16 protein-coding genes are annotated in these 16,157 nt (G+C 71.9%); 15 read left to right on the forward strand and 1 reads right to left on the reverse strand.

Features of this window, described 5'->3' with window-relative positions:
- The first annotated feature begins 46 nt into the window (after nt 1-46).
- Complete coding sequence (gene dapB, locus IFT77_RS10130; protein ID WP_123548690.1) at nt 47-778, forward strand: 4-hydroxy-tetrahydrodipicolinate reductase; 732 nt, start codon at nt 47-49, stop codon at nt 776-778.
- Complete coding sequence (locus IFT77_RS10135; RefSeq protein ID WP_192041324.1) at nt 778-1,218, forward strand: tetratricopeptide repeat protein; 441 nt, start codon at nt 778-780, stop codon at nt 1,216-1,218. The genes dapB and IFT77_RS10135 overlap by 1 nt, the downstream gene beginning before the upstream one ends.
- On the opposite strand, the gene IFT77_RS10140 is transcribed toward IFT77_RS10135, so the two are convergent.
- Nucleotides 1,215-2,120 (reverse strand): TIGR01777 family oxidoreductase, encoded by a 906-nt coding sequence (locus tag IFT77_RS10140; protein WP_192169886.1) that lies wholly within the window; start codon nt 2,118-2,120, stop codon nt 1,215-1,217. The two genes, IFT77_RS10135 and IFT77_RS10140, sit on opposite strands and share 4 nt — an antisense overlap.
- Before the next feature lie 160 nt (nt 2,121-2,280).
- On the opposite strand from IFT77_RS10140, the gene thyX reads away from it, so the two are divergent.
- The 13 genes from thyX (at nt 2,281) to IFT77_RS10205 (ending at nt 16,147) form a co-directional block, all read left to right on the forward strand.
- On the forward strand, nt 2,281-3,063 hold the full coding sequence (gene thyX, locus IFT77_RS10145; RefSeq protein ID WP_243833450.1) for an FAD-dependent thymidylate synthase: 783 nt from the start codon (nt 2,281-2,283) through the stop codon (nt 3,061-3,063).
- A 62-nt stretch (nt 3,064-3,125) separates the two neighbouring features.
- Nucleotides 3,126-4,103: a 4-hydroxy-tetrahydrodipicolinate synthase gene (dapA, locus tag IFT77_RS10150; protein WP_192169887.1), complete on the forward strand. Its 978-nt coding sequence runs from the start codon at nt 3,126-3,128 to the stop codon at nt 4,101-4,103.
- Nucleotides 4,104-4,203: 100 nt separating this feature from the next.
- Entirely contained in the window at nt 4,204-5,880 is a 1,677-nt protein-coding gene (locus IFT77_RS10155; protein WP_192169888.1) for a ribonuclease J, read from the forward strand.
- A gap of 120 nt (nt 5,881-6,000) precedes the next feature.
- The gene (locus IFT77_RS10160) at nt 6,001-7,017 is read left to right on the forward strand and encodes a biotin/lipoyl-binding protein (RefSeq protein ID WP_192169889.1); all 1,017 of its coding nucleotides are present in this window, start codon (nt 6,001-6,003) and stop codon (nt 7,015-7,017) included.
- On the forward strand, nt 7,017-7,826 hold the full coding sequence (locus IFT77_RS10165) for an ABC transporter ATP-binding protein (protein ID WP_192169890.1): 810 nt from the start codon (nt 7,017-7,019) through the stop codon (nt 7,824-7,826). The genes IFT77_RS10160 and IFT77_RS10165 overlap by 1 nt, the downstream gene beginning before the upstream one ends.
- Entirely contained in the window at nt 7,823-9,052 is a 1,230-nt protein-coding gene (locus IFT77_RS10170) for an ABC transporter permease (protein WP_192041329.1), read from the forward strand. Before IFT77_RS10165 ends, IFT77_RS10170 begins: the two co-directional genes overlap by 4 nt.
- A 76-nt stretch (nt 9,053-9,128) precedes the next feature.
- Entirely contained in the window at nt 9,129-12,080 is a 2,952-nt protein-coding gene (locus IFT77_RS10175; RefSeq protein ID WP_192169891.1) for a DNA translocase FtsK, read from the forward strand.
- A 1-nt stretch (nt 12,081) separates the two neighbouring features.
- Entirely contained in the window at nt 12,082-12,723 is a 642-nt protein-coding gene (pgsA, locus tag IFT77_RS10180; RefSeq protein WP_192041331.1) for a CDP-diacylglycerol--glycerol-3-phosphate 3-phosphatidyltransferase, read from the forward strand.
- On the forward strand, nt 12,720-13,211 hold the full coding sequence (locus tag IFT77_RS10185) for a nicotinamide-nucleotide amidohydrolase family protein (RefSeq protein ID WP_192041332.1): 492 nt from the start codon (nt 12,720-12,722) through the stop codon (nt 13,209-13,211). The genes pgsA and IFT77_RS10185 overlap by 4 nt, the downstream gene beginning before the upstream one ends.
- Nucleotides 13,212-13,357: 146 nt before the next feature.
- Nucleotides 13,358-13,666, forward strand: a complete 309-nt coding sequence (locus tag IFT77_RS10190; protein WP_123548700.1) for a helix-turn-helix domain-containing protein — start codon at nt 13,358-13,360, stop codon at nt 13,664-13,666.
- A gap of 91 nt (nt 13,667-13,757) precedes the next feature.
- Entirely contained in the window at nt 13,758-13,982 is a 225-nt protein-coding gene (locus IFT77_RS10195; RefSeq protein WP_192169892.1) for a DUF3046 domain-containing protein, read from the forward strand.
- A gap of 306 nt (nt 13,983-14,288) precedes the next feature.
- Nucleotides 14,289-15,350 carry a recombinase RecA gene (gene recA / locus IFT77_RS10200; RefSeq protein WP_123548702.1) on the forward strand — a complete coding sequence of 354 codons (1,062 nt, stop codon included), beginning with the start codon at nt 14,289-14,291 and terminating at the stop codon, nt 15,348-15,350.
- On the forward strand, nt 15,347-16,147 hold the full coding sequence (locus IFT77_RS10205) for a regulatory protein RecX (protein WP_192169893.1): 801 nt from the start codon (nt 15,347-15,349) through the stop codon (nt 16,145-16,147). The genes recA and IFT77_RS10205 overlap by 4 nt, the downstream gene beginning before the upstream one ends.
- The last annotated feature ends 10 nt before the right edge of the window (nt 16,148-16,157 follow it).

Genomic DNA, 16,157 nt, shown 5'->3' on the forward strand with positions numbered 1-16,157 from the left:
GCTAGGTCGGGCGGGCCCCCGGGCGCCGCCGGGTAGGTTGGAGCCCATGACCTCCCAGATCGCCGTCGTCGGAGCCACGGGCACGCTCGGCTCGTTCGTCGTCGACCTCGTCCGGCGCACCCCGGGCCTCGAGCTGCACGCCGGCCTCTCCTCCCGTGACGACCTCGACGACGTGCGCGGTGCCGACCTCGTGGTCGACGTGACGCACCCGGCCGTCAGCCCCGGCATCGTCGAGCACGTCGTCCGGGCCGGCCTCCCCGTCCTGGTCGGCACCTCCGGCTGGAACGCCGAGCGGGTGGCGAAGCTCCGCACCGTCGTCGCCGACGTCGGCGGCCCCGGCGTCCTGGTCGTCCCGAACTTCTCGCTCGGCTCCGTCCTCGCGACGCGGTTCGCCACGATGGCGGCGCGCTTCTACGAGAGCGTCGAGATCGTGGAGGCGCACCACCAAGGCAAGGTCGACTCGCCCTCCGGCACGGCCGTCCGCACCGCGGAGCTGATCGCCGAGGCGCGCCGCGAGCTCGGCCCGGTCTCCGCCCCCTTCTCCGACCAGCGCGCCCGCGGCCAGCAGGTCGCCAGCGTCCCCGTGCACAGCATGCGCCTCCGGGGCGTCGTCGCGAAGCAGGAGGTCGTCTTCGGCGGCGAGGGCGAGACGCTCACGCTGACGCACGACACGATCTCGCAGCGCGCCTACGAGCAGGGGCTGCTCGTCGCCATGGCCGAGGCGCCCCGGGTCGAGGGCGTCGTCGTGGGGCTCGACAGCGTGCTGCCGCTCGACTGATGAAGGGCCGCACCGCGGCGCTCGTCATGGCGCTGTTCCTCCTCCTGTACGTCGTCCTCGTCGCGCAGCGCGCGTACCTCTTCGTCATGACCGGCGAGCCCGTGGCCGTCGTGCTCGGCGTCGCGCTGCTGGTGCTGCCCGTGCTCGGCATCTTCGCGCTGGTCGCCGAGCTGCGCTTCGGGGTGCACACGCAGCAGATGGTGCGCGAGCTCGAGGAGGCAGGCGAGCTGCCGGTGGACGAGGTCCCGCGCCGTGCCTCGGGCCGGTACGAACGCTCCGCCGCCGACGCGGCGTTCCCCCGATGGGCACAGGCCGTCGAGGACGCCCCGGACGACTGGCGCGCCTGGTTCCGGCTCGGCCTGGCCTACGACGCGTGCGGCGACCGCAGGCGGGCCCGACAGGCAGTCCGCAAGGCGTCGCGGATGCGGTCCGCGGCCTAGCGGCTGCCGACCAGCGCGTCGACCGCCTGGTCGACCGTGCGGTGACGGAAGGCGAAGCCGTCCGCGAGCAGCGCCTCCGGCACGACCTGCTGGCTGGGCAGCAGCATCTCGCGACCCGCCTCCTGCATCGCCGTGCTGATGACGACCTCGGGCACCGTGAGCGCGTAGGGGCGTCCCAGGTCCTTGGCGAGCCGTCGCGTCAGGGCGTCGCTGGTCGCGGGCGTGGGGCCGGCGAGGTTGACGGGGCCGCTGAGGCCCGAGGTCAGCAGGTGCACGATGGCCGCGGCCTCGTCGTGCAGGCTGATCCACGGCCAGAACTGGTCGCCGGTGCCGAGGCGCGAGCCGAGGCCGAGCTTCGTGAGGGGCAGCAACGGGGCCATGGCGCCGCCGGGGCCCACGACGACGCCGGTGCGCAGGTGGACGACACGGGTGGCGTCGGGCGCCGGGGCGGTCGCGGCCTCCCAGTCGGCGACGACGTCGCTCAGGAAGCCGCTGCCGCGGGGGCTCTGCTCGGTCAGGCGCTCTCCCGGGCGGTCGCCGTAGATGCCCACGGCCGAGCCGCTGAGGAACACGGCGGGCGGCCGCTCGGCGCCGGCCATGCCGTGCGCCAACGTGGCGGTGGCCGTCACGCGGGAGTCACGGATCTCGCGCTTGTAGCCCGTCGTCCACGGCAGTCGGCCGAGGGAGGCGCCGCTCAGGTTCACGACGGCGTCCGCCCGGTCGAGCAGGGTGCGGTCGACGATCCCGGCAGCGGGCACCCACGTCGCCTCGCCCTCGTCGCGGGCCTCGCGCCGGACGAGCGCGACGACCGTGTGGCCCGCGGCCACCAGCTGGCGTCGGAGCTCGGTGCCGACCAGGCCGGAGGCGCCGGAGACGAGGACGGTGAGGGAGTCGGCGGTCATGGGCCCGGTCTTTCTCGAGGAGGTGCGGCGCAGGGGATGTGCGCCTCCCCGGGAGCGTAGCCGCGCCTCCTCCCGGTCGACCGGGCGCCGGCCCCCGGGCCGCGGGGCCGAGCCGGCCGCCGATCGAGCGTCGTCGGTGGTCGGAGGTAGAGTCGTGGCCGTGACTGATGCCGACGCCGTGACCCCTGCCTCCTCGTCTCCCGAGACCGCCGCCGACCCCGTCGAGTTCCGCAGCGACGTCACGGTCGAGCTGGTCCGCTCGAGCGCGCACGACTCCGACGTCCTCTTCGCGGCGCGTGTCTCGACCATGGGCGAGCAGACGCTCGAGGGCGCACAGGCCTCGGCCGACGGGGCCCAGGCGACCAAGGGCGCCGGCCTGATCAACTACCTCATGCGCGACCGCCACGGCTCGCCCTTCGAGCACAACTCGATGACCTTCTACGTACAGGCGCCGATCTTCGTGTTCCGCGAGTTCATGCGTCACCGCATGGCGAGCTACAACGAAGAGAGCGGTCGCTACCGCGAGCTCAACCCCGTCTTCTACGTCCCCGCCGCGACCCGCAACCTGCAGCAGGTGGGCAAGCCCGGCGCCTACGACTTCCTGCCCGGCACGCCCGAGCAGAGCGAGCTCGTCCGGTCCGAGACCGAACGCACCTCCCGCGAGGCCTACGCGGCCTACAAGCGCATGCTCGACGAGGGCATCGCCCGCGAGGTCGCCCGCATCGTCCTGCCGCTGAACATCTACTCGTCGATGTACGTCACCGTGAACGCACGGTCGCTGATGAACTTCCTCAGCCTCCGCACGAAGCGCGAGGGCACGCACTTCCCGTCGTTCCCGCAGCGCGAGATCGAGATGTGCGCCGAGAAGATGGAGGACATCTGGGCCGAGCTCATGCCGCTCACCTACGCCGCCTTCGGCACGAACGGCCGCGTCGCTCCCTGACCGGGTCGACCCTGACCCTCCGAGGGGCGATCCGCGCGGGGCGAGACAGTACGCTGGTCGACGTGTCGAACATCAGCAACCCCTTCGGGCAGGTCCTCGTCGCTCTCGTCACCCCCTTCACCGCCGACGGCGAGGTCGACTGGCCGGCGGTCGAGAAGCACATCGACGACTGCGTCTCGGCGGGTGCCGACGGCATCGTCGTCACGGGCACGACGGGTGAGACCAGCACCCTGACCGACCCCGAGAAGCTCAAGCTCGTCGAGGTCGGCAAGTCGGTCGCCGCGGGGCGCGCGAAGATCATCACGGGCGGCGGCTCGAACGAGACCGCCCACGCCATCCAGCTGTACAAGGCCAGCGAGAAGGCCGGCGCCGACGGAGTCATGATCGTCACGCCCTACTACAACAAGCCCACGCAGGCCGGCGTCCTCACGCACTTCCGCATGATCGCCGACGCGACCGACCTGCCGGTCATCCTGTACGACATCCCCGGCCGTACGGGCATCCCGATCAAGTACGAGACGCTGCTCCGTGCCGCGAAGCACCCGAACATCGTCGCCGTCAAGGACGCGAAGGGCGACTTCGCCGAGGTCAGCCGCGTCATCAACCAGACCGACCTGCTCTACTTCTCGGGCGACGACGCGAACGTGCTCCCGCACCTGGCGATCGGCGCCTCGGGCCTCATCGGCGTGACGGCGAACATCGTCTCCGCGCCGTACCGCACCATGATCGACGCCGTGAACGCAGGCGACCTGCACACGGCCACGGCAGCCCACAAGATGCTCGAGCCGCTGGTGCGCGCCGTCATGACGCACGTGCCCGGCACGGTCGCGGCGAAGTACATCCTGCACGGCCTCGGCCGCATCTCGAGCCCCCGTGTCCGCCTGCCGCTCGTCGGCCCGGAGGACAGCGAGGCGGCGCTCATCGAGGACGAGCTCTCGCACGTCGGCGACATCCCCGGGCTCGACCTCAGCCGCTTCCGCCCCGACCGCAACGCCGCGGCCGGCGGCGCCCTGCCCAAGGTGCACGGCACCACGCGCTGACCACGCGGCACGCCGCCGGCCGTGTCGACGGCGCGGCGCGCGGGCCGACGGAGACCTCGATCCCCGGGGCACGAGCCCCGACCTCGACCCGAAGGACACGATGCCCACGACCATCAAGACCCCGCGCAAGCTCGAGGACGGCACGCTCCGGGTCATCCCGGTCGGCGGCCTCGGCGAGATCGGGCGCAACATGACCGTCTACGAGATCGACGGCAAGCTGCTCGTCGTCGACTGCGGGGTCCTGTTCCCCGAGGAACACCAGCCGGGCGTCGACCTGATCCTCCCCGACTTCTCGCCCCTCCGCGACCGGCTGGACGACGTCCTCGCCGTCGTGCTGACCCACGGTCACGAGGACCACATCGGCGCGGTGCCCTATCTCCTGCGCCTCCGCGCGGACATCCCGCTGATCGGCTCGCAGCTCACGCTCGCCCTCATCGAGGCGAAGCTCAAGGAGCACCGCATCAAGCCCTACACGCTGACGGTGAAGGAGGGCGGGCGCGAGACCCTCGGCCCGTTCGACCTCGAGTTCGTCGCGGTGAACCACTCGATCCCCGACGCCCTCGCCGTCGCGATCCGCACCTCCGCGGGCCTCGTGCTGCACACGGGCGACTTCAAGATGGACCAGCTGCCGCTCGACGACCGCATCACCGACCTGCGGGCCTTCGCCCGCCTCGGCGAGGAGGGGGTCGACCTGTTCCTCCCCGACTCGACCAACGCCGACGTGCCGGGCTTCACCGCCCTCGAGCGCGACATCGGACCGGTCCTCGACGACGTCATCCGCCGGGCACCGCGCCGGGTCGTCGTGGCGAGCTTCTCGAGCCACGTGCACCGCGTGCAGCAGGTGCTCGACGCCGCCCACGCCAACGGGCGCCGGGTCGCGTTCATGGGCCGGTCGATGATCCGCAACATGGGCATCGCCGCCGACCTGGGCTACCTCGTCGTGCCCGAGGGCGTCCTCATCGACGCCAAGAAGGCCAAGGACCTCCCCGACGACCGCATCGTCTACATGAGCACGGGCTCGCAGGGCGAGCCGATGGCCGTCCTCGCCCGGATGGCGAACCTCGAGCACCAGATCGAGATCGGGCAGGACGACACGGTCATCCTCGCCTCGAGCCTCATCCCCGGCAACGAGAACGCCGTCTACCGGGTCATCGACGGGCTCACCAAGCTCGGTGCGAACGTGGTGCACAAGGGCAACGCGAAGGTGCACGTGTCGGGCCACGCCTCGGCCGGCGAGCTCCTCTACTGCTACAACGTCCTCCGTCCGAAGAACGTCATGCCCGTCCACGGCGAGCACCGGCACCTCTACGCGAACGCCGCCCTGGCCGAGCGCACCGGCGTGCCGCGCGAGAACACGATCCTCGGCGAGGACGGCGTCGTCGTCGACCTCCGCGACGGGGTCGCCGAGGTGGTCGGCCAGCTCGACCTCGGCTACGTCTACGTCGACGGCTCGACCGTCGGCGAGATCACCGACGCCGACCTCAAGGACAGGCGGATCCTCAGCGAGGAGGGCTTCATCTCCGTCTTCCTCGCGATCGACGCCACGACGGGGCGTGTCGTCGTCGGCCCCGAGATCCAGTCGCGCGGCTTCGCCGAGGACGAGCGGGTCTTCGACGACGTCATGCCCAAGATCCTCGCCGCGCTGGCCGAGGCGGCCGAGAACGGCACCCGGGACACGCACCAGTTCAGCCAGGTCGTGCGCCGCACGGTGGGCCGCTGGGTGAACACGCAGCACCGTCGTCGTCCCATGATCGTGCCGGTGGTCATCGGCGCCTGACGCGGCTCGGCACGAGGCCTCGGCTCGTTCGGGAAGTCATCCCGGCGGCTGAGGCCTCCGTCGTCCCCCGACTCCTATGGTGAGCACGTTCCGTCCGTTGCTCCGAAGGGGGAGTCGCCCGTGCGCGTCGCCAAGACCTGGATCTTCCCGATCCTCCGCATCCTGATCTTCGTCGCGATCGCCGTGGCCCTCGTCAAGCTCGCGTTCTTCGCGGCGCCCGACGCGGCGACCGGCTCCGTGGCGGTCCCGACCGGCGAGGCCGTCGAGCCCCAGGTCGCCGTGGCCGTCGGCACCGTCACGAACGACGTGACGGTCGACGCCACCGTCGAGGCCGATGCCGCCTCGACCGTGCCCGCCACGCTGGCCGGCTCGGTCGTGACCGTGGTCGTCGAGAAGGGCCAGGCCGTCGCCGCGGGCGACAAGATCGCGACGCTGCGCTCCGAGACCCCGCAGGAGGCGCTGGTCTCGGCCGACGGCACGGTCACCGAGCGCGCCCCGATCGTCAAGACCGCGGTGGTGACGTCGCCCGTCGCGGGCACCGTGACGGAGCTCTCCGTCATCAAGGACCAGGAGGTGGCCGTGGGCGACACGGTCGCGAAGGTGGCGCCTCCGACGTTCCACGTCACGGGGGCGCTGGCCGCCGACCAGCTCTACCGCCTGGTCAGCCGGCCGGCCGAGGGCACCGCGTCCATCCAGGGCGGCCCGGCGCCGTTCGCCTGCACCGGCCTCTCGATCGGCGGCGCCGGCGCCGGCGCGGGCACCACGACCGCCGGCGACACCGGTGACTCGTCGGGCACGGGCGTCTCGGGGCAGTCGGTGACGTGCGCCGTCCCCGGCGACGTCACGGTCTTCGCGGGCCTCGCCACGAAGCTGACGATCCCTGCCGGCGTCGCGACCGACGTCCTCACGGTGCCGCTCACCGCGGTCGAGGGCGCCGCGGGCAAGGGCGTCGTGACCGTGGTCGGCGCCGACGGCACGGAGGAGGAGCGGGAGATCACGCTCGGCATCAACGACGGCACGACCGTCGAGGTGACCGGGGGCCTCGTCGAGGGCGACATGGTCCTCGAGTTCGTGCCCGGCGCCGTCGCCCCGCAGGAGGGATGCGTCGACCCGACGACCGGAGAGGTCTACTGCTGATGTCGTTGATCCGGCTCGAGGGCGTCACGAAGACGGTCCCCCTCGCCGACGACGCGACCCTCGACATCCTGCGCGGCGTCGACCTGGTGGTCGAGGCGGGCGAGCACGTGAGCATCGTCGGCCGCTCCGGCTCGGGCAAGTCGACGCTGCTCAACATCCTGGGGCTCATCGACGCGCCGACGACGGGCACGCACTGGTTCGACGACGTCGACGTCAGCGGCATGCGCTCGGGAGCCCGCGACCGCCTCCGCGGCGAGCAGGTGGGCTTCATCTTCCAGCAGTTCAACCTGCTGCAGGGCCGCACGGCGCTCGAGAACGTCATGACGCCGCTGCTCTACGCCCGCGGTCGGCGCTTCTGGCGCCGGCGGGCCATCGCGGCCGAGATGCTGGAGAAGGTCGGGCTCGGGCACCGCGTCGACTCGATGCCGCACCGCCTCTCGGGCGGCGAGCAGCAGCGGGTGGCGATCGCGCGCTCGCTGGTGCGCGACCCGCGCGTCATCCTGGCCGACGAACCGACGGGCGCGCTCGACATCGAGACGGGGGCGACGGTCATGCGCCTCCTCGACGACATCTCGTCCGACACCGGCGCCGCCCTGGTGACCATCACGCACGACCTGGCCGTGGCGGGCCTCGCCGCCCGGCACTACTCGCTCGACGCGGGCGTGCTCTCGGCCGCGCGACTGGGCAGCGGGCTGGCCGGGGCGTCGGCCCTCGTGCCGGCGGGCGCCACAGCCTCCGGGGCTCCGGTCTCCTCCGCCTCGGGGAGTCCTTCCTCCTCCGCCCCGGCACCTGTCGAGGTCGTGTCGTGAGCGGGCTGCTGTCGGGGGTCGTCGGGGCGTTCGTCGAGGCCTGGTCCGAGCTGAGGGTGAACAAGCTGCGGGTGCTGCTCAGCCTGATCGGGGTCGCGGTGGCCGTCGCCGCGCTGACCGCCGTCGTCGGGCTCGGCAGCCTCGCCGAGCAGTCCACCCGCGAGTCGTCCGAGAAGTCCGGCGGGCGACCCGCCACCTACACGGTGTCGGCCTACAGCCAGGGGGCGACCCCGCTCGACCCCGCCCTCCTCGACGACGAGTTCCGCTCGACGATGTCGCGCTACCAGATCTCGTGGGCGTCCGAGAACCTCTTCACGACGAGGTCCGTCCAGCTGCCCGGCGGCCTCACCGACGTCTCGGCCCAGGTCGTCGACCCCGAGTACGGCGAGATGCACCGGGTGTCCATGGCCGAGGGATCCTGGTTCGTCGACGGCGACGACCAGCGCATGGCCCCGGCGGTCGTCGTGAACGAGGCGCTCTGGGACACGCTCGGCCGCCCTCCGGTGGCCTCGCACCCCACCCTCCTGCTGAGCGGGACGGACTCGGTGACGGGCGTCGTCGTGGGCGTCACGGCGGCGCAGTACGCCGAGGAGGCGCCCGGGCTGTTCCTCCTGCCCTCGGACGAGCACGACCTTGTGCCGCTCTCCCAGGGCGGGTACGCCGAGACGCCGCAGTACGAGATGTGGCTGCCGACGTCCTCCGGCGATCAGCTGAGCACGATGGTGCAGGGCAACCTCGCGGCGGCCCTCGGCGACGACGTGCAGGTCGACGTGAACCGTTCCGACTACGCGGCGTACGCGGGCGACTCCGACCCGTTCCTGCCCATCAAGCTGATCATCACGGGCGTCGGCGTGCTCGTGCTGCTGCTCGGCGGGCTCGGACTCGTCAACATCGCGCTGGTCACCGTGCGGCAGCGCATCCGCGAGATCGGGGTCCGGCGGTCGTTCGGCGCCACGGCGCCCCGGGTGTTCTTCTCGGTGATGCTCGAGAGCGTCGCCGGCACGGTGGTCGCGGGGGCCGTCGGCGTCATGGTCGCCGTGCTCGTCGTGCAGAACCCGACCGTGCAGGGCTTCATCGCTCAGGGATCGGTCGACGACCTGCCGCCCTTCCCGATCACCGCCGCCCTGATCGGCCTGGGGTCCGCGACGCTGATCGGCGCCGTGGCGGGGGTGCTGCCCGCCCTCGTCGCCGTCCGGGTCAAGGTCATCGACGCCATCCGCTACTGAGCCGGGCGGGCCGCCCGGGGCCCGGCGCGCCGACCGCCTCCGGTCGGCGTCGGCGGCGGGCGGTAACCTCGACGGCATGGCCACGCCCACCAAGTCGACCGCGCGCTCGCGCTCGGGGCGCGGCGCGTCCACGGGCGCCTCTGCCGCCCGCGGCGCGACCGCGGCGACCAAGAAGCTCCCCGCCGCGAAGGCGCCGGCACCCGTCGACGAGGGCCCCGGCGTCCTCGCGTCCGCCTGGATGGGCCTGGCCCACCTGACCGGCGGCGCCTTCCGGCTCTTCGGCAGCGAGTCCCTCGACAAGTCCGAGCGTCGTGACGGCGTGCCGTTCCTGCTCGTGCTGCTGGCGATCGCCGGGGCCGTGGTCGAGTGGCTGAACCCCACGAGCCCGATCGCCGTCGGCTTCGACGCCTACACGTTCGGCGGCCTCGTCGGGCGGGTGGCCTACGCCCTGCCGGTCATCATGGTCCTCTTCGCGGGGTGGTTGTTCCGGCACCCTGCCTCCGTGCACGACAACACCCGCATCGGCATCGGCCTCGGGCTGATGATCGTGTCGATCAGCGCGCTCTGCCACATCTACGGCGGCCAGCCCCAGGCCGTCGAGGGCATGCGCGCCCTGGCGACGGGCGGGGGAGTGCTCGGCTGGCTCGTCGCCTCCTGGCTGGTCATGCTCGCGACCGAGTGGGTCGCGGTGCCGGTCGTCGTCGTCCTGCTCGCCCTGTCCCTGCTCATCATGACCAAGACGCCGCCTAACCGCATCGGCCACCGACTCGGCGACCTGTACCGCTGGCTCTTCGGCGAGACCACGGCGGACGCGGGCACAGCCACGGCAGACAGCGCCGCCGACGGCGAGGCGGGCGAGCCCGACACGCTGCCCTGGTGGCGACGCACCAAGAGCGGCCGCGAAGAAGACCCGGCCTACGACACTCCCGTGGTCACCCAGAGCAGCGCCGACGACGCCGCGGACCGCCGAGGACGGGGCTCTCGTCGTCGCGGTGCCGCCGGCCCGGTCTTCGTCGACCACGGCGCGACCATCGGGGGCGACGCTCCGGTCGCAGGGTCCTCGGCAGCGGGGGCCGCGGCAGCCGACGCCCCGACCGACGTCTACCAGGCCGACCTGCTGCACGACCTCGACGCGGCGGAGGACGCCGTGCGGTCGTTCGGCATCGACGTCCCGCTGCACGACGACGAGCCGGCGCCCACGACGTCCGCCGCGGGTGCCGCCGGCGGCGGTCCCTCGGGTGCGACGGCCGCCACGACCGTCCTGCCGTCCGTGCCTGCGACCGGCGTGCCGGCCACCACGTCCGCGGCCGCGCCCGGCGAGAGCGACGTCGCGGCCGACTTCCTCGCCGTCGACGACGACGAGCCCGCCCCGCCGTCGCTCGACGTCGAGGACGACTCGCCCGTGGCGCCCTACCGCCTGCCGGCGGCCTCCACGCTCAGCGTCGGCCCGCCCGCCAAGGCGCGCAGCGAGGCGAACGACGAGATCGTGCGCAGCATCACCGAGGTGCTCCGTCAGTTCTCCGTCGACGCCCGCGTCGTCGGCTTCAGCCGCGGCCCGACCGTCACGCGCTACGAGATCGAGCTGGGCCCGGGCGTGAAGGTCGAGAAGGTCACGGCCCTCAGCAAGAACCTCTCGTACGCCGTCGCCTCGAACGAGGTGCGGATCCTCTCCCCGATCCCGGGCAAGAGCGCCATCGGCGTCGAGATCCCCAACACCGACCGCGAGATCGTGTCGCTCGGCGACGTCCTGCGCTCCGGGGCCGCCGCCAAGAGCGTGCACCCGATGACGATCGGCGTCGGCAAGGACGTCGAGGGCGGCTACGTCGTGGCGAACCTCGCGAAGATGCCGCACCTCCTGGTCGCCGGCGCCACCGGCTCCGGCAAGTCGAGCTTCGTCAACTCGATGATCACGTCCCTGCTCATGCGGGCCAAGCCGACCGACGTGCGCATGGTCCTGATCGACCCGAAGCGGGTCGAGCTCTCCATCTACGCCGGCGTCCCGCACCTGATCACGCCGATCATCACCAACCCGAAGAAGGCGGCCGAGGCGCTGCAGTGGGTGGTGAAGGAGATGGACATGAGGTACGACGACCTCGCCAGCTTCGGCTTCCGCCACATCGACGACTTCAACCGCGCCGTCGTCGCGAACGAGATCGTGCTGCCGGCCGGCAGCGCCCGGTCGCTCAAGCCCTACCCGTACCTGCTCGTGGTCGTCGACGAGCTGGCCGACCTCATGATGGTCGCCCCGCGCGACGTCGAGGACAGCATCGTCCGCATCACCCAGCTGGCGCGCGCCTCGGGCATCCACCTGGTGCTCGCGACGCAGCGTCCGTCGGTCGACGTCGTGACGGGCCTCATCAAGGCCAACGTGCCGTCGAGGTTCGCCTTCGCCGTGTCGAGCGTGACCGACTCGCGGGTCATCCTCGACCAGCCCGGTGCCGACAAGCTGATCGGCCAGGGCGACGGGCTCTTCCTGCCGATGGGCGCCTCCAAGGCCATGCGGGTCCAGGGCGCGTGGGTGCAGGAGGCGGAGATCGCCGAGGTCGTCGCGCACGTCACCCGGCAGGCGCGTCCCGACTACCGACCCGACGTGGCGGCCGTGGTCGAGAAGAAGGAGATCGACGGCGACATCGGCGACGACCTCGAGCTGCTCCTCGCGGCGGCGGAGCTCGTCGTCAGCACGCAGTTCGGGTCGACGTCGATGCTCCAGCGCAAGCTGCGAGTCGGCTTCGCCAAGGCCGGGCGCCTGATGGACCTCATGGAGTCGCGGGACATCGTCGGCCCCTCGGAGGGGTCGAAGGCGCGCGACGTGCTCGTGACCAACGAGCAGCTGCCGGGCGTGCTGGCGAAGCTGCGCGGGCAGGGCGACGACGGGCTCCGGGGGCCGGCCCCCGCCTCCTCAGCTCCCACGGCGGTCGGCGCGGGCGACTACGGCGACGACCCCGTCGCCGAGATGACACGAGGCTACGACGAGGTCGACGGCGACGAGGAGTCGGAAGACGCCTGGGGCCTGACCGGCAGGGACTGACGTGACCGACGAGAGAACCCCCGACGCACCCCGGGCCGCGACGTTCCCCTGGCGGGGACGCTTCGCGAGCCGCGGCGCGGGGCCGGCCAGCACGGCGAACATCGCCAACGTGATCACGGTCGTCCGCATCCTGATGGCGCCGCTGTTCATCGCCTGGCTGCTGATCGACGACGGTGCCGACGGCCCGCTGCGCATCGCGGCCGCCGTGCTGTTCGTCGTCGCCATCCTCACGGACAGCCTCGACGGCATGCTGGCGAGGGGCCTCGACCTCGTCACCGACTTCGGCAAGATTGTCGACCCGATCGCCGACAAGGTCCTGGTCGGCGGCGCGCTGGTCGGGCTCTCGATCCTCGGCGAGCTGCCCTGGTGGGTGACCGCTCTCATCCTCGTGCGCGAGATCGGCATAACCGTGTACCGCTTCGTCGTCATCCGTGACCGCGTCATCCCCGCGTCACGAGGCGGCAAGCTCAAGACGGTGCTGCAGGCCGTCGCGGTGACGCTGGCGCTCTTCCCGCTGTGGGTCCCGTTGGGCGACTGGGTTCACGGCCTCAACACGGTCGTGATGACGGCCGCCGTGGTGGCCACGCTCGTGTCGGGTGCCGACTACGTCCGGGTCGCCCTGAAGCACTCCCGCACGTCGTGACCACCGCGGCCGAGGTCGTGCACGAGCTCGACCGTCAGGGGCTCACCGTCGCGGTCGCCGAGTCGTTGACGGGTGGCCTGCTCGCCGCCGAGCTCATCTCCGTCCCCGGTGCGTCCGCGGTCGTCGTCGGGGGAGTCGTGGCCTATCACACGCCGCTCAAGGCCTCGCTGCTCGGTGTGCCGGCGGCGCTGCTCGCGGCCCGGGGCGCCGTCGATCCGGACGTCGCCGTCGCCATGGCGGCGGGGGCACGTCGAGCGCTGGCCGTCGAGGGTCAGCCCGCCGACGTCGGCATCGCGACGACCGGGGTCGCCGGCCCCGACCCTCAGGACGGCCAGGCGCCGGGCACGGTGTACGTCGCCCTGAGCGCAGGAGGCGAGGCTCGCGTCACGAGGCTCGCCCTCGAGGGAGACCGCGCAGCCATCCGATCGGCGACCGTCTCCGAATCACTCTCGATGCTGCATGACTGGCTCACGGGGCCTCGGGAATAGCCGGGGTTTCGGTCTCGTTACATCTCGCGAGTTCACAAGCGTCACACAGAGCTGGCTGGCTACAGTGGCACCCAGCTCGACAGCAGTGTTCCTCACCCACCCCTGAATCCCGTCACGGTGGGTCCTATGTCGCAAGGAGGGGTCCCATGGTTCTGGTCCGTCAAGAGATCGGCGACGTCCTCCGCGACTTCCGTCTCCAGAAGGGCCGCACGCTGCGACAGGTCGCCTCCAAGGCGAGCGTCGCACTCGGCTACCTGAGCGAGGTCGAGCGTGGGCAGAAAGAGGCCAGCTCCGAGATCCTCGCGTCGGTCGCCGACGCGCTCGAGACGCCGATCTCCGTGATCATGCGCGAGGTGGGCGACCGGATGGCCGTCATCGAGGGTCTCAACCCGATCCCCGACACCCTGCCCGACGACATGGTCGCCGAGTTCGACACCGACCTGGTCGTGCGCTGACGCCCCTGACCTCACGGTCTGTCATGCAGTACGCCTCGAGACGCCCCCGACCCAGGTCGGGGGCGTCTCGGCGTCCGGGTACCCTCGACTGATGCGCAAGAGCGAGTTCCGCAGGGCGGTCGACGACGAGTTCGGCGAGGCGTACGGACGAGTCGTCACCCGCGACCTCGTCCTCACGTCGCTGGGCGACGAGACCGCGGACGAGGCGCTCCGCGGCGGCGTGCCACCGCGCGAGGTGTGGCTGGCCCTCTGTGAGGCCGAGGGCGTGCCGGTCGCGCGCAGACACGGAGCCGGGCTGCCCGAGCCGCGTCGCTGACCGTCGTCACGGACGCGCGCGCCGCGGCCCGTCGGCGATCAGGTGTTCGACACGCCGGGGTCCGAGTTCGAACGTGCGTTCGGCACGGTGGTAGCTTCCTCCACAAGGGCGTCGACGCCCGAGTGCTCCACCTCCTGCCGAGATCGCGTCCGCGATGTCGGTGGCGGGTCGTAGCGTTCACGCATCGACGTTCCACCGCTCCCGCATCCGCGGGGGCACCAGCCTTGTCGTCGAGACCGCCGCCCCCGGGCCGAGCGCGACGCGACAGCCTACAGGCGCACGGACAGCAACCACGAAGGAGTCACCATGCCCTCAGCAGAGAACCGCGAGAAGGCGCTCGAGACGGCGCTCGCGCAGATCGACCGTCAGTTCGGCAAGGGCGCCGTCATGCGCCTGGGCAGTGACGAGCGGGCTCCGGTCGCCGTCATCCCCACCGGCTCCATCGCGCTCGACGTCGCGCTCGGCATCGGCGGGCTCCCTCGGGGCCGCATCGTCGAGATCTACGGCCCTGAGTCCTCGGGAAAGACGACGCTCACCCTGCACGCCATCGCCAACGCCCAGCGCGGCGGCGGCATCGCGGCCTTCATCGACGCCGAGCACGCCCTCGACCCCGAGTACGCGAAGAAGCTGGGCGTCGACATCGACGCGCTGCTCGTCTCGCAGCCCGACACGGGCGAGCAGGCGCTCGAGATCGCCGACATGCTGGTCCGCTCCGGCTCCATCGACCTCGTCGTCATCGACTCCGTGGCGGCGCTCGTGCCGCGTGCCGAGATCGAGGGCGAGATGGGCGACTCCCACGTCGGCCTCCAGGCGCGTCTCATGTCGCAGGCCCTCCGCAAGCTCACGGGTGGGCTCAGCCAGACCGGCACGACGATGATCTTCATCAACCAGCTGCGCGAGAAGATCGGCGTGTTCTTCGGCAGCCCCGAGACCACCGCCGGCGGCAAGGCGCTCAAGTTCTACGCCTCGGTGCGACTCGACATCCGCCGCATCGAGACCCTGAAGGACGGCACGGACGCGGTGGGCAACCGCACCCGCGTCAAGGTCGTCAAGAACAAGATGGCACCGCCCTTCAAGCAGGCCGAGTTCGACATCCTCTACGGCGTCGGCATCTCTCGTGAGGGCAGCCTGATCGACTTCGGCGTCGAGCACGGCATCGTCCGCAAGTCCGGTGCCTGGTACACCTACGAGGGCGACCAGCTCGGTCAGGGCAAGGAGAACTCGCGCAACTTCCTCCTCAAGAACGCCTCCGTCGCGCAGGAGATCGAGCAGAAGATCCTGGCCAAGCTCGGTGTCGGCGGGGCGAAGCCGGTCGAGGCGCCCGTCGAGTCGATCGAGGCCAAGATCGCCGCCCGGAAGGGCGCATGACCTCGCACGACGACGAGTCGGCTGACGACCTGGCTCCCGTGACGCCCCTCTTCGGGGTCCGCGGGGCCAGGTCCGGTCGTACAGGCGCAGACGCAGTCGCGTCGAGCCACCCCTCGAAGGGGCTCGCGTCTGTCGGGGACGACGACGAGCCTGTCGACCCGTCGGGAGACGGCGCGCGGCGGGATCCGGTGCGTGACGCGGCAGCCGCGCTGGCCGCCGTGACCGAGCACTGGTCGGACGGGTCTGCCGTGGCCCCTGCACACGGCGACGAGGCAGAGGCCGAGGAGCCGCCCGAGGACCTGGACGCTCAGAGGGCCCGGGCCGAGAACGTGAGCTTGCACGCGCTCAGTCGACGGGGAGTCTCGTCGGCTGAGATGGCGTCCCTGCTCGAGGCGCGCGACCTCGATCCCGAGGTCGTGGCCGACGAGGTGTCGCGCCTCGAAGGGGTGGGTCTCCTCAACGACCGGGAACTCGCCGAGAACCTCCTCGAGACGAAGCAGGGCCGCAAGGGCCTCGGTCGGGGCGCCGTGACGTCTGAGCTGCGCTCGCGGGGCATCGATGCGTCCGTGATCGAGGAGGTCCTCGCCGAGACCGACGACGCCGACGAGCAAGCCAGGGCCGATGAATGGGCCGAGAAGCGTGCGGGCTCGCTGCGGGGGCTGGACAGGGCCACGGCCGAGCGGCGTCTCAACGGCTACCTCATGCGTCGCGGCTACCGCTCTGACACCATCCGTCGTGCCGTCGAGAAGGCCCTGCCGCGCGGTGGCAGCAGCCGGGGCGGCGTCCGCTTCGAGTGACGCCCCGCCC

The sequence above is a fragment of the Frigoribacterium sp. CFBP 13729 genome (assembly GCF_014841875.1).
GTDB lineage: Bacteria > Actinomycetota > Actinomycetes > Actinomycetales > Microbacteriaceae > Frigoribacterium.